The sequence below is a fragment of the Leptothoe sp. PORK10 BA2 genome, assembly GCF_034932105.1.
Lineage (GTDB): Bacteria > Cyanobacteriota > Cyanobacteriia > Phormidesmidales > Phormidesmidaceae > Leptothoe.
Genome location: NZ_JAYGIG010000122.1, coordinates 1 through 13,733 on the forward strand (window position 1 = coordinate 1; position 13,733 = coordinate 13,733).

Annotated in this window: 14 protein-coding genes and 1 pseudogene; 4 read left to right on the forward strand and 11 right to left on the reverse strand. The window is 51.6% G+C overall.

Annotated elements, in window-relative coordinates:
• Positions 1–131 precede the first annotated feature (131 nt).
• The gene (locus VB741_RS18850) at positions 132–1,301 is read right to left on the reverse strand and encodes a hypothetical protein (protein ID WP_323366744.1); all 1,170 of its coding nucleotides are present in this window, start codon (positions 1,299–1,301) and stop codon (positions 132–134) included.
• Between the two features lie 292 nt (positions 1,302–1,593).
• Positions 1,594–1,920 (reverse strand): hypothetical protein, encoded by a 327-nt coding sequence (locus VB741_RS18855; RefSeq protein WP_323366745.1) that lies wholly within the window; start codon positions 1,918–1,920, stop codon positions 1,594–1,596.
• A gap of 119 nt (positions 1,921–2,039) precedes the next feature.
• Between VB741_RS18855 and VB741_RS18860 the strand changes: the two genes are divergently transcribed.
• Together VB741_RS18860 and VB741_RS18865 are read left to right on the forward strand one after the other, a co-directional pair.
• Entirely contained in the window at positions 2,040–2,549 is a 510-nt protein-coding gene (locus VB741_RS18860) for a hypothetical protein (protein WP_323366746.1), read from the forward strand.
• Between the two features lie 687 nt (positions 2,550–3,236).
• Positions 3,237–3,338, forward strand: a pseudogene (locus tag VB741_RS18865) (IS1 family transposase); the annotation flags it as partial.
• Between the two features lie 48 nt (positions 3,339–3,386).
• On the opposite strand, the gene VB741_RS18870 reads toward VB741_RS18865, so the two are convergent.
• Positions 3,387–3,740 carry a hypothetical protein gene (locus tag VB741_RS18870; protein WP_323366747.1) on the reverse strand — a complete coding sequence of 118 codons (354 nt, stop codon included), beginning with the start codon at positions 3,738–3,740 and terminating at the stop codon, positions 3,387–3,389.
• A 264-nt stretch (positions 3,741–4,004) separates the two neighbouring features.
• Here VB741_RS18870 and VB741_RS18875 point away from each other — a divergent pair, with 264 nt between their 5' ends.
• Both VB741_RS18875 and VB741_RS18880 read left to right on the forward strand, forming a co-directional pair.
• Positions 4,005–4,382: an ArsR/SmtB family transcription factor gene (locus VB741_RS18875; protein ID WP_323366748.1), complete on the forward strand. Its 378-nt coding sequence runs from the start codon at positions 4,005–4,007 to the stop codon at positions 4,380–4,382.
• Between the two features lie 145 nt (positions 4,383–4,527).
• On the forward strand, positions 4,528–5,166 hold the full coding sequence (locus tag VB741_RS18880; protein WP_323366749.1) for a hypothetical protein: 639 nt from the start codon (positions 4,528–4,530) through the stop codon (positions 5,164–5,166).
• 137 nt (positions 5,167–5,303) lie between these two features.
• Here VB741_RS18880 and VB741_RS18885 read toward each other — a convergent pair whose 3' ends face one another.
• The 8 genes from VB741_RS18885 to VB741_RS18920 form a co-directional block, all read right to left on the reverse strand.
• Positions 5,304–6,176 (reverse strand): phosphodiesterase, encoded by an 873-nt coding sequence (locus VB741_RS18885; RefSeq protein WP_323366750.1) that lies wholly within the window; start codon positions 6,174–6,176, stop codon positions 5,304–5,306.
• A gap of 131 nt (positions 6,177–6,307) precedes the next feature.
• On the reverse strand, positions 6,308–6,865 hold the full coding sequence (locus VB741_RS18890; protein WP_323366751.1) for a phosphonate degradation HD-domain oxygenase: 558 nt from the start codon (positions 6,863–6,865) through the stop codon (positions 6,308–6,310).
• Positions 6,866–7,121: 256 nt separating this feature from the next.
• Positions 7,122–8,288, reverse strand: coding sequence for an alpha-D-ribose 1-methylphosphonate 5-triphosphate diphosphatase (locus VB741_RS18895; protein ID WP_323366752.1), 1,167 nt, complete (start codon positions 8,286–8,288; stop codon positions 7,122–7,124).
• A gap of 10 nt (positions 8,289–8,298) precedes the next feature.
• A complete protein-coding gene (locus VB741_RS18900) occupies positions 8,299–9,435 on the reverse strand; it encodes an alpha-D-ribose 1-methylphosphonate 5-triphosphate diphosphatase (RefSeq protein WP_323366753.1) in 1,137 nt (378 codons plus the stop codon).
• Positions 9,432–10,184: a phosphonate C-P lyase system protein PhnL gene (phnL, locus tag VB741_RS18905; protein ID WP_323366754.1), complete on the reverse strand. Its 753-nt coding sequence runs from the start codon at positions 10,182–10,184 to the stop codon at positions 9,432–9,434. The genes VB741_RS18900 and phnL overlap by 4 nt, the downstream gene beginning before the upstream one ends.
• Positions 10,185–10,486: 302 nt before the next feature.
• A complete protein-coding gene (phnK, locus tag VB741_RS18910) occupies positions 10,487–11,257 on the reverse strand; it encodes a phosphonate C-P lyase system protein PhnK (RefSeq protein WP_323366755.1) in 771 nt (256 codons plus the stop codon).
• A 63-nt stretch (positions 11,258–11,320) separates the two neighbouring features.
• The gene (locus tag VB741_RS18915; protein WP_323366756.1) at positions 11,321–12,235 is read right to left on the reverse strand and encodes an alpha-D-ribose 1-methylphosphonate 5-phosphate C-P-lyase PhnJ; all 915 of its coding nucleotides are present in this window, start codon (positions 12,233–12,235) and stop codon (positions 11,321–11,323) included.
• 133 nt (positions 12,236–12,368) lie between these two features.
• Positions 12,369–13,697: a carbon-phosphorus lyase complex subunit PhnI gene (locus VB741_RS18920; protein ID WP_323366757.1), complete on the reverse strand. Its 1,329-nt coding sequence runs from the start codon at positions 13,695–13,697 to the stop codon at positions 12,369–12,371.
• Positions 13,698–13,733: the final 36 nt, after the last annotated feature.

A 13,733-nucleotide genomic window follows, 5' to 3' on the forward strand; every position in this document is an offset into this window, starting at 1 on the left:
ACAGCCATGCTGGCAGTCAGTTTGTCGCACGTATGATGACCACCGTTACCAGCTTAAAGGCTCAGAAACGCTCGATCTTTGACTTCCTGACCGATGCGTTAAAAGCCTCTCGACATGGTTCTCCTGCACCTTCATTGATCCCTGAAGGAGACTGACCCCCCTGAATCTTTACCAAAACCCTGAGCTACTTCTTTTGCCAGCTTGCCCTGCATCGCTAACTCATCCAACCCATCAAAAATCACCAGCAACCTCAGTGTTTGATCATCGGGGTCAATCGGGTTTTCCTTTAGGTATTCGTCATAGCGAACAAACTCCCCCACCGCTTTGACCAAATCCCCCGTGGGGTCAAACTGATGCAGCGGAATAAACAAAACAGGAAAGCTACCATGGTGAGCCTGATGGTCAGCAAAAATCTTCGCAAATGAGGACTTTCCCGATCCTGGCCCACCACTGATCACCCGAATCGCATCTTTGTTGTCAGCTGCACGCACCCACCGCTCTAGTTCTGTTTTTAGATCAACGACAACCCGTTCCAACTTATCGCTGTGATCGCTAGCCCCTGTGGTGGTGAAATTTTCGTCGCTGTCTTTACCTGCTTTCTTGCGCTTAAAATAAGCCCGCAGTGGTATGTAAATATCTTCTAGCCCAAATGCCTCGAACATCATGGGCTCTTGAATCTGTTTTTGTAGCCAGGAATTATAGAGTCGCCAACCCTGCTCCCGTTCAGCTGCCTGGGTAAACGGTGTGTTTACTTGAGTAGCCATGCGGCCATAGTCCTGGGGTCGCTGCCGCCATTCATGGTTGAGGGCAAATACAAAATAGGTGGGTAGCCGAGCACTGAGGGTTTCTGCTTGAAACGATGTCAGTCCAAAGCCCTCAAACCATTGCTTCAACGGTATTTGAATTTCTTGCAGCAGTGGCAGCTGCGCTGGATGCTCAAAGAATCTATCGGTAATTTCCAGTTCGCTATTTTCTAACGATAGATCCAGCGTATTAGCCAATTCGTTTATATTTTGATCCACATACCGAATCAAGAACTCGCTGGCTGCCATCAGGTCTGCAATGGCTTTGGTCAAGGCGTTATAGATCAGCGTCCAGACTAATTCAGCTGGTTCATTACTATCTAATCCGATGGCGGCCAGGGCATCCACAGCATCTTTGCCCAAGCCAATCCACTGCCCCGTGGCCCCGTCAACGCCAGCTTTGCCCAAGGCTTTAAAAAATTCCTTAAAGTTTGTTTTGAGTGGCTTATTCCAAACAGCAATGGGCTTCTTGACGGACAGACCAGATTCAGGAGGCATAAACGCTAGCGTTCAATACGTTTTATTGACTCCTAGTGTGGTCAGAGTTGTATATTACGTGGCATAAACCTCTGAATATCTTCAGAATTCTTAATTGTCCCCGTAGGGACATCCCCTAGTCAGTAGGGCGGGCATTGCCCACCGACACTTTTGCAGATTTCCAAACCGTCTGGTCATCAATCTTTTCAGCCATTCATTGTGTAAATGCGCTCATACGCACAGCTGCTGTGCGTATGAGCGCATCACCTTCAGTTCTTGTAACACATGATCTGACTAAGCGTTCGATATTACATTAAACTAGTGGTCCGTCAAGACTAAGATTTGGGATCGATGAGAGTCGCTTACAACGTGCCTGAACCTTATCAGAACTGATGATTAACGATTTATGACTCACCGAGTCAATCCTAATTTTTAGCTTTGACGCTGCACTAGCCGCAATAATCGTGACTACACATTTATCCTGCTTCTCAGCAGCTAATGATTCATAATCCTCAACTAGCGTGAGATAGTGCTGAGCGATGGGTTCATCTGAAAAGCATGCAATAAAGCCAACACTATTATCTGTAATAGTTCCACCAAGACCAATAGCAACGGCTCTAGCTTCTTGTAGTTCAGTCATTAAACTTGATTGCAAAGGGGAATAACATCGTTCCTTCAGATACTAATTGTCCCATGCTCTAGGTAACCGTGAAAAACGAGGTTTATACTGGCTATTATCGTTAATGGTTACAGCTAGAAGTGGTTATGGCTGCATTGTCAGATCATCCCAAAGACTTACATCGATATATTTTGCAAGATCAGCAACCTGTCGTCTGTAATGATGAATTAACCTGGCGAACCTTCATGAATGACGGTGGCAACCTATTAGTTGCAAATGATCCAGCCGGTATGTTTCAAGTAATCACCGTATTTTTAGGCTTTAATTACGGCACCACTGAGCGACCAAAATTTTTCCAAACCACCTGCTTGGGGGCAGATAGCGAAAACAATCCCCACTACTCAGCAACCTGGCAAAAAGCCATCCTACGCCACCGATGCTCCATCAAATGCGGTGAAATTTTAACTAATTTTGAAGCAGAACGAGCAGCAGGGATTGATCGATCTTGGGAGTTTATCGATTGCAATATTGTTCCAGGTGAGATGCAATTCATTCTTAAATCAGAGGCTGATGCATTAAAAGCGATGCCCCAAGACAAGAAACACTGGAAGCGCCGAGGACGAGTGATAGTATTTTGCTTTGATGTGTAGTCTAACCAGGCAGCAGACAGTAAAGCCAAGTAATGCAAGCGCTACCCACAGAAACGTTTGCTTGAGAATTTATTGCGTTTTTACAATCTATACTCGCTGTAGTGAAATGCATTATCCCAAAGATAATCGAGGACTTCTGCCGCTGCTTGCAAGGGTAGGACACGACACGGCGCTATGGGCAGCGATTAAATTGAAACGCCGCCCTCTACAACTATGAACTCAACCTGGCCTGAAAGAGTTAGAAAAGCCTTTCAGACTAACACATAATCATTTTTGCAAGAGGTCTATTGCTATCCTTGGGAAAACGTCCCGCTTTGAGTTGGTACCCGAATGTACTTTTGTTTGGCGGCGAGTCTGCCAACGAGCGCATGGCGAAGCGATTATGGAAAGGGTCTTTCCTTCTGCCCTGAGGATTTGTTTTGCAGCGATTGTATGGGCTTGAAGGGCGATTCGATATGTTAGTAGACATCTACGCTGTCGCTCAATGCATAGTTGTCTCCCCCCTTTTCTATGGCCATCTCCCCATAAATTTGTTCAAGCCGACCCCGCATCGTTGCGTCGGCCACGTGCCTGCGCTACGCTAGCACGCGTCCGCCATCCGGCTGCGGGCGGCTCTCAGGCGTTAGAACGCATCTCTCTAGCGGGCATTGCCCGTGTGACCCAGGTCTCTGAGCAATCGAGTGATTCAACAATACTTTGAGACAACGGATGTCTCGATTAGTCCGAAAAACCTTGTCCTTCTCAAAATCGGTGGAGAATCACATTGGTGCGATCTGGTATTTCATCTAGCATTGCAATGCGCCATTACTTGTCTAGCACTACCTGTGAGACTTCACCCTAGCCCCTCGCCAACTCCGTCGGTGCCATTAGCTGTAACTGCTCCTGACTAACCCAGCGGCTCTGTTGCCCCTGGGCAACTTTGCAGAGGTAATAGTTACCATCATTCAGCAACACCTCCACCGCTTGCACCGACCACTGTTGGTCGAGATAGCGGACGGTGTCCCCCACGGCGGGCACCCAACTGGGTGTGGCCAGGGCGGGTTTGCGAGCTAACAGATAGTCTATGTCTTGCCACAGACGGACCAGGGCTCTTTGCAGTAGCGGGGTAACGGCATCGGCGCTGGCGGCCAGGACTAGGGTGCTGAGGATCATCAAGGGAAGTGCGATCGCACTGCCTACCAGCAATTCCAAATTCGGAACGAGTTTGCCTCATTTCAGACGATGAAGCCTCCTCTATAGAGCTTGATCTGAACGAGAAATCAATGGTTTCAGGTGTTTGTAAGTTTGAATTTGAAATTGCTGCGCCTACTGCCTAATCTCTCAAGACGCTCCATAACCTGCTGGCTTCTCAAGAGAGAGCCTGTTTTTCAACGGGGCCTCGTCCATCTACAAGGGGATGTTTTCGGATAAAACCATCCCCTTGACAATTTTGGATATTTCGATAATTATCAAAATATGACAGGCCACCACCCTAGATCCGTTAAAGAAATCGCCGCTACATTTGCAGCCCTTGGGCAGCCCTCACGACTCAGCATCGTTCGGCTCCTCTTATCGGCCTATCCCAAAGGCCTACCCGCAGGAGAAATTCAGCGCGAGCTCGGCATTACGGCATCTACCCTGTCCCACCACCTAGACAAACTTCGTCAAGTAGGTGTTGTCCAGGCAGTAAAGGACCGCCAGTGGATTTGGTACAGTGTCCAGTCTGATACCCTAAAGCATCTGATTGACTTCCTCTTTGAGGAATGCTGTACCCGCAACCAGGTTGTTAACCCCGAAATGTATGAGTTAACTGACATCCCTGCCCCGATCCCCTGCCAAAATTGTCCTGATTAACTCGAAATACAGAAATGTCCCATGGCTGTCTCTTTAACACTCATTGCCATATCCTTTATTTTGATTATTCTCGAAATACCGAAGGACTTCTACCATGATCTCAGCTGGTTTAACTTACAGTGTGTTGTTTTAGGAGAACTTTGCCGTGCATCCCATCCGTGTTTTACCCAATGTCGAACTGCAGTCCGGGGATCCAATTGCTGAGCAATGTATTCAGCGAGGGTTAACGACATTCCACCAGGCGTGTCAATGGGTTAAGGATTTGCCCTATGGTGCCAACTCCAGCAGTGAGGACTCGGTGATTTTATTTGAAGAGGGGTATGGTAACTGCACCACTAAGCATGGTGCGATCGCACGCCTCGCCGCCGCCCATAATCTCCCCATCTCCAAACATCTAGGCTTCTACCGTCTCAACGACGACATCGTCACTGGTGTGAGCGCCATCCTCCAACCCCACGGTCTCGACTTTATCCCCCAGAGCCATTGTTTTTTGGTTTATGGAGATTACTGGGTAGACCTCACCGAGGGCAACTGCAACGGTAAAAACAAAACTATCGAAGACTATGACTTTGTTGCCCAAGTACAACCTGATCTCACCGAAGCTGAGCATGAAGCCATCTATCGTGAGTATCTGAGACATTACTACAGTATCCAACCCCAGTTGGCGACCCTAGGAGAAGACATGATATTTGATCTACTGATTAGCTGCGACCAACAACTCAGTTACCAATGCTCCATCATGGCTAGTTCCCTGGCCAAGGCCAATACCCTGGTAACGGGTTAAACGCGATGTCGGCCCAGCGCTCCAATCAAAATCGCATGGGAACGGGCCCAGCGCTCCCACAAACGGCGTAGTCATTCAAACGGCGGCGGTCAACCGGTATGGCAACTGGAACTATGGCGGTCGCTTAGGCTAACGCATCAGGCTCCGGTCGCAACAACTTTCTGGCCATCGGAGAACCGATAGGGACCGTCAAAGTCTCCGACAAAGATGGTGTGGGAAACCAGGGTGTCATTGGCCCACACATGAAACTGGTAGGCGGGAGGCTCCATGGTAAATAAACTTGTGGACTCGCGGTCAAACACCAGTTTTCCCTGGTGCACCAAACTTGGCTGGGCACTGGCGATGGTGCCCGCCCATCGCCGGTACATATTCCGGTGGAGATGGCCACAGCTCACCCGTTCCACCTGGGAATGTTGGCCAATCAGGTCTGCCAAAGCCTCTCGTCCCTCCATTTCATTTTTATCCAGCCTGGGAATTCCCGTCTTAAACGGGGGATGGTGCATAAAAATCAGAGTGGGGGTATGGGGTGCAGCGGTCAGTTGTGCATCCAGCCAGCTCAACCGCTCCCCGTCTATTCTGCCTCCGCCCTGCCCAGGAATGGTGGTGTCTAGCATAAGCATCCGTACGGGGTAGCTATCCACCCCATAGCTCAGGTGGCCAGTGGTCGTCGGTAGATAGGCATGATCCGCCAAGATCTGGCGCAGGTTCTCCCGGTTATCATGGTTTCCCGGCATCACATAAACAGGGCAAGGGAGGGCCGCCAGCATTTCCTTGAGGATGATGTATTCTTCTGCTGTTCCCCGCTGAACCAAATCCCCAGAGGCGACCACCACATCGGGGGATGGTGAAAAATTAGCGAGATGATTAAACGCTTTTTGCACTAGGGGATGGGTGTCCACCACACCGTAGGCCAGTTGCCCAGCAGCCTGGACGTGGAGGTCGGAGATTTGGGCAATGATGGTCATGGAGGGTGAAGGGTAGGGGGCATGGTTAAAAGAGCCGTCGGTCATGGGCGCAAGACATTATGGGGCTAGTCCTGGAGACTGGGGCATCTAAATGACACAAAGATACGGTTGTCTGTCAGTTTAAATGAAACAAAGATGAAACTAAAGATACGGTGTCTGTCAGTTTAATGGAGAACTCAAGGGAGAACTTCGTTCCCACAAGCATCCAGCAAAATGGGCAAGAAGTGATCGAGATCGGGGGTTTTGAGCTCGGCAACTTTCGCCAAATCATCCCAGCGGCGAAGTTCCACCGCATCTTCGGCATAGGACTGTTGAATAAAGGCCTTGGCCGCCTCTGGCGTAAAAACCCCTCCCTGTAGTTCAAGGCTCCGCTTGGACGCATGGGACAGGGATGCCCAGTAGCTGTCCTCCACGGCGCAAAGATAGCGTTTAGCGGCCACGTGGAGCCGAATGGGCGTGGTCACCGCCGCCGGAAACAGGGTTTCTAACACAGGCACGGCGCGATCTTCATGACGATCGTCAATCCCTTGCAGGGCGGGCTCCTCACCCAGATGGTGAACCAAATGGCCTAGGTCGTGGAGTAGGCTAGCGGCAATTAGCGAAGAGGATTTGCCTGCTTCTTCGGCCAGGGTAGCGCATTGGAGGGCATGCTCTAGCTGGCTGACGGCTTCGCCACCATATTGGGATTGGCCACGGTTTCGATAGAGATCGATAATTTCAGTGAGGGTAATCATGGTGTTGTCAGTGGGTAGGGAATAGGAAATTGTTCAGGGAGCTGCTAAAAGATAAAGTCTCTGAATTGGGTGGGTAAAAGGTAAGGGAAAAAGAAAAAGATCTGTGGTATTTTGGTTATCTTCAAGCCCCGAATAGAAGAAAATCTCTAAAAATCTCTTAGATGGAGCTGGGGCAGATGGAGCGGTGGCCGGGAAAGGGCATGGGAAATGGTTTAATTTAACAACTACGAACTATCAACGGATGCCTTGGCGGTTTTTACATCGTTTGGCTAACCCGTTGGCCCTTGATGAAAATACTACGAATCGCGCTGGGTAAGTTATTGTCAGTGGCTATTAGCAAACAATCTGCATCATAGCCGGGGGCAATTTTACCTTTTTTATCTCCGATCCGGGCCGCATGGGCGGGATATTCGGACACACATTTCCAAGCCTGTTCAAAGGGCATTAATCCTTTATTGGCTAACAGAAAAGGCGCATGGAATAGGGACGGATAGTGGTAGTCGGAACAGAGACAGTCCAAGACTCCCGCTTGGGCCGCTTCCGCTACCCCCATATAGCCCACATGGGAACCGCCCCGCACTAGATTGGGAGCCCCCATGAGCACAGCGGCACCATAGGCTCGAGATTGTTCCGCTAGGGGAATGGCGGCGGGAAATTCTGCGATCGCAACTCCCCGTTCCTGACTCTTTGCCACATCCTCCTCCGTTTCATCATCATGGGAGGCCAACGGAGTTCCCAATTGATGACACCGTTCCACCAGCACCTCGAATTGTGAGAGACCGATGGCTTGGCGATCCCAGGCAGATTCGATCAGGGCTCGGATGGCCGTTTCCGATAGTTTGATGCGCTGGCGCAGACCTTTGGTATAGCGCTGCAGGGTTTCATCATCCAGGGTAGGCGGCAGATGATTATTCAACGACAGTAACGTAACTTGGCGGGTCTCTAGCCAGTCGCACAGCTCATCAAAGTTGTCTGTGTTCGCCTGCTCATGGCGAATATGAACCCGACTATCCACGGTCAGGGAATGCTTGTTGCCATCGTTTAGTCGGGATACCAACCTGCGGGCTATCTCCCGACTGCGTAGTCCCGGCTCAAAGGAGTCCGTAATCGAGTAGAAGAAAGTGGTGATGCCTGCGGCCAACAGCGCCCTGTCGTTTTCCACCAGGGCCATCTCCAATGGCAATGAAATCCCAGGGCGGGGGCAAATCATCCGCTCAAAGGCATCACCGTGGATATCCACCATGCCGGGCAGCAGCTGCAGTCCCCTGACTGCTAAAATCCCATATCCTGGAGGCACGGTATCTTGATTAACCGCCACAAACTGACCGTCTTCAATCAGTACCGTGGCGTCCGCTAACCATCCCCCAGGAGTGAGTACCGTGGCACCCTGGAGAGCGTATTTGTGAGGGGTGGGGAGAGACATAACAATTCACCTAGGCGATGCGCTTACCCTGGTTGTACACAGCGGTGAGTTTGGGCACAACACCATCGTGGTGCAGGGTGAGGATATCCGCCCGCTTGCCCACTTCTAGACTGCCGCGGTCGATATCTAAACCGATGGCCTTGGCCGGATTAATGGTAAATAACTTCATTGCCTGGTGCAGGGGTGTCTCTCGCCCTTCAGCAATCACGAACATTGCCTGCACAAGACTTTGGGGCACATAATCCGACGAGATAATATCCACCAGATCATGTTCCACCAATGCCATGGCGGACACATTGCCAGAGTGGGATTTACCCAGGATCAGGTTGGGGGCCCCCATGAGCACCTGCAAACCATGGGTATGGGCTTCTTTGGCCGCATCGAGGGTGGTGGGAAATTCTGCAATTTTAGCGCCGTCAGCCAACGCTTCCTGTACATGTTCAGGGGTGGCATCATCATGACTGGCCAGACAAATATCATGGTTTCGGGCCATGTTCACCAATTGGCGACGATTATCTTCGGCATGTTGGTGTTGGGCTGCGATGCGATGGCGGATGAAATCTTCCATCTCCCCTTCACTGACGCCGTGCTTGCCCTGGTAGTATTCCTTGTACTTTTCGATTTTGACAAACTGTCGCTGGCCGGGGGTGTGGTCCATCAAAGAAATCAGCGACAGCATAGGGTGGTTGGCATAGGGTTCAGTGGTCTCGTGGACTTTGTCGTACCCTAGCTCACACCTCAGGTGTAGCCGATGATCCACCGTAAAACGACCGGCCATTTTCCCCTGGTATAGGGTATCGATCATGGGGCTAAACTGGGTCATGCGCATGGAGTTGGGGGTGATGTCCCCAATGGAGATGGCATCGCACACCGTCGTAATGCCTGCCGCCGCCAAATCCCGATCGTGATAGACCGCCGCCGCATCCAGGGGCCAGTTCACCTTAGGGCGAGGAGACATGCGTTGCTCTAGATTATCGGTGTGGAGTTCCACCAACCCCGGCAACAAATAATCTCCATCGCCGTTGTGTCCCTGGTTCACAATTCCGGGTTGAATATCGGCAATTTTGCCATCTTGAACCACTAGGGTGCCCACCAACTCCCCATCCGGTAGCTGCAGGCGATAATTGGTAAAAACGTGTTCTTTCATCGTTCAAATGTGGGTAGAGGTTGTGGGAAGGTTAAAGCACGATTACAGACCCGTTCTCGCACTTCATCGTCATGAAAAATGCCCACCATGGCACATCCCTGGGCTTTACGATCGGCAATCAGCTGCATCACCACCTCCCGATTCGCTGCGTCCAGGGCCGATGTGGGTTCATCCAGCAACAAAATGGGGTAGTCCACAGAAAACGCCCGGGCAATGTTAACTCGCTGTTTCTCTCCACCGGAAAAGGTGGTGGGGGACAGATCCCACAGTCTCTCCGGTAAATTTAAGCGGCTGAACAAATCCCGAATTTTGTTGTAGGCGATTTCAGGGTCCACCCCTAACTCCATCAGAGGTTCCGCCGCTACCTCCAGAGCGGGCACCCGGGGAATTACCCGCAGAAACTGACTCACGTACCCCAAGGTGTGCCGCCGCAGGTCCATGACCTGGTGGGGCTGAAGTTGGGGCAGGTTGACCCATGTCCCTTGGTGCCGTAGCCAAATGTCTCCTTGATCAATGCGATAGTTGGCATAGAGCGCCCGCATGAAGGTGGACTTGCCAGAGCCGGAGGGTCCCTGGAGGGCTACACATTCCCCCGGCTCAAGGGTGAGGGATACCCCCTCTAACACCGATAACTGGACACCTCCTTGGTGATGGAGGACGAAGCTTTTATGGAGCTGATGGGCGTGGACAACGGCTCGAGTATCTGTGGGCGCGATGGAAGAGAGGGGGAAATGGGTTGAGGTGCTCATGCCAGACATATGCTAAGGGATTTGCTAAGGGGTCTGCAAACGGTAACGTCGCCGAATTTGGCAGGAGAAAGAGCAGGGGATCGAAGTAGGCCATATCCTGCGGACAAGCCTCCGGATTGGCGGCAAAATCATCGCGACAATCCGGAGGACAAAATCCAACGGTGTGTCCCTGATCGGTGGTCAACAAATCTGACTGCACCGGCTTGCCGGAGCGGGGGCAAAACTTGTTCAGGAAGGGTTGAACCAGTTTGATTACTTGGGGTTATGGGATGGAATAACATACTCTTTCCAAAATAAATTCATTAGGGAATTAATGTGGCATTTACTAACTGCTGGGTATAGGGATGGTGGGGGTCGTCCAACACCTGATCCGTCAGTCCCGCCTCCACCACCTGACCGTTTTGCATCACCATCAGTCGATGGGCCAGCAGTCTCACCACCCCAATATCATGGGTGACGAGAATGACGCTGAGGTTAAGGGTCCGCACCAAAGAGCGCATGAGATCCAACAGCCGAGCCTGCACCGACACATCCAGACCGCCCGTGGGTTCATCCATCAGCACCAACCGGGGACGGGTGACCAAAATGCGGGCAAGCTGTAAGCGCTGCTGCATGCCGCCGGAAAAGGTGGTGGGAAAGTGGTCGATGCGATCCCCAGGAATTTCCACTTCCTTGAGCCATGCCAACGCTTCATGGCGAATATGGCCGTAGTGGCGATCGCCAATATCTAACAACCGTTCACCAATGTTTGCCCCGGCGGTGACGGTCATCCGCAGCCCATCCCGAGGATTCTGTTGGACAAAGCCCCATTCGGTTTTCATCAACCGACGACGGCGGGGCTCTGCTAGGGTGCGTAGGTCAATGCATCGATCCTCCCGATCCCGATAGGTAATCTCTCCCCCATCCAGGGGCACATGGCTTACCAATCCATGGAGCAGGGTACTTTTACCCGATCCGGATTCACCGATGATGCCCAGCACCTGCCCCGGATACAGGTCAAAGGAAATGCGATCGCAAGCCCGCAAATCCCCATAATATTTTGTTAACTGATGAACCGTTAATAATGGCTCCATCCCATGTCACCTCCCTATTCACCTAGCTTTTGTGTCATCCCCAACTGCGATTTTTGTCGCTGTTTACAGCTTTTGTATCGTCCCCGACTGCGATTTTTGTCGCTGTTCGCAATAGTCCGTATCCGAACAAATCCACAGGCGCCCCCCCTGATCGTCCATCACCACCTCGTCTAAATAGCTGTCGGTGGCCCCACAAAACCCACAGGCATGCTCCCAGTTCTCCACGGAAAAGGGATGATCCTCAAAATCCAAACTCTTCACCTTGGTGTAGGGGGGAATCGCATAAATCCGTTTCTCCCGCCCTGCCCCAAACAGCTGAAGGGCTGGATTCATATGCATTTTAGGATTGTCAAACCGGGGGATGGGACTGGGATTCATCAGGTGCCGATCGTTCACCATCACCGGATAGTCATAGGCCAAAGAGATCCGACCAAACCGGGTGATGTCCTCATAGAGCTTGACGTACATGGGGCCATACTCTTCTAGGGCATGCATTTTGTTGGCTTCGGTGAGGGAGGGTTCTATAAAATATAGTGGCTCCGGCATGGGCACCTGATATACAAATATCTGGCCTTCCTGCAGCGGGGTTTCTGGAATCCGGTGACGGGTTTGGATGAGGGTGGCGGCTTCTGTTTTTTCCGTCGTATCCACACCACAAACCTTTTTGAAAAAGCGCCGAATATTGACAGCGTTGGTGGTATCGTCCGCCCCCTGGTCAATGACCTTGAGGACATCATCTTGGCCGATCACCGAGGCGGTAACCTGGATTCCCCCCGTCCCCCAACCGTAGGACATGGGCATTTCTCGGGAGCTAAAGGGAATCTGGTGGCCAGGAATCGCCACCGCTTTGAGGAGGGCACGGCGGATGGATCGCTTGGTTTGTTCATCTAGGTAGGCAAAATTAAACCCCGACTCAGGAGAACTTTCCGAGGAATTTGGTGGAGAAGAATTTGGAGCAGGGGACGTTTGGAGGGGCATGATGGCAATTGGTGAGGAGGGTTATGTAATGTTTTTAATGTCGCCAACAGGTAGTCGCAGGCGGTGTTAATTTCAACCGAGGGGGCTGCGGCACAAACCAGTTGGCACAAACCAGTTGACACAAACAAAATTTTCACGACATTCCCCCCCTGGCAACGTCATGGGCCAAGGCATTAGGTGATTTATCTTGAAGACTTGACGGAGAGTGTTCTCGGTCCCCAGCAGATGCACCGTTTGTCCCCACCGTCTCCGCTGGAGAAGTCTGAATGCCGTGGGCTCGATCATAATCCTGACGCAGTTTGCGAATCAGGTTAAGCTCCGCCTGGAAGTCAATGTAGTGGGGCAACTTCAGGTGCTGGACAAACCCTTGAGCCTCAATGTTATCGGAGTGATACAGCACAAATTCTTCATCCTGGGCAGGGCCATCGACGGATTCTCCCAAATCCTTTGCTTGCAATGCCCGATCTACGAGGGCCATGGCCATGGCCTTGCGTTCGTTGTAGCCAAAGGTTAAGCCATAGCCCTTCGTGAATTGGGGCGGCATCTCTTTGCTACCCTTGAACTGGTTTACCATCTGTACTTCCGTGACGGTGATGTCGGCGATGGAGATTTCAAATCCGAGCTCTTCTGGACAAATCACCATCTCCACATCCCCCATGCGGATCTCGCCAGCAAAGGGATGGTTCTTACCGTAACCCCGCTGGGTGGAGTAGGCCATGGACAACAAAAAGCCTTCGTCTCCTCGGGCTAGAGTCTGCAATCGGGCATCGCGTTCCGTAGGGGTTGTCAACGATTGGCGGGTAATGTCGAAGGGAGGTGTCGACGGCGAGGAAGAGGGGCGAGTCTCCCCAGGAAATGGTAAGGGAGCATTGGTCGGAATTGCTGTCGCCGACAGATCATGATCAGGGCGAGGCGCCTTTCCCGATACATCGTTGGGGGCAAGGTCAGAAGACACCGACATTAGCCCCTCCCGTTGCAGCAGTGCCATCACCCGAGGCACCCATTCGTTTGGGCTGCCCGCCTCATGGGAGGGGGCTTTAAACTGGTTGTTTTCCGCTGCCAGATTAAAGTCCAACAACCGATGAATATAGTCAAAGGTGGGGCCGAGCTTTTGACCACCAGGGGCTTCTTTGAAAACGGCAGAAATGCGTCGCTGTAGCTGAATTCGGCCAGTGTCCAATGGTTCGCTATAGTACAGCCGGGGTAGGGTGGTGCGATAGGCCCGCACTAAAAAAGCAGCCTCCACCAGATCTCCCCAGGATTGTTTAATGGCAAGGGCCGCCAGGTCCGGATCATAAAGGCTACCCTCCGCCATCACCCGATTCACCGCCAGCTGCATTTGTTGCTTAATCTGTTCTAGGGACAGTTCTGGCACATTCAGATCTCCTCGCCGTTTCGCCTTTAATAGGGCTTCGGCGTTTTGAATGGCCTGTTCTCCACCTTTAACGGCTACATAGGGCATGGATGTTTATCTCTCTACTCTTGAGGAACGCAATAA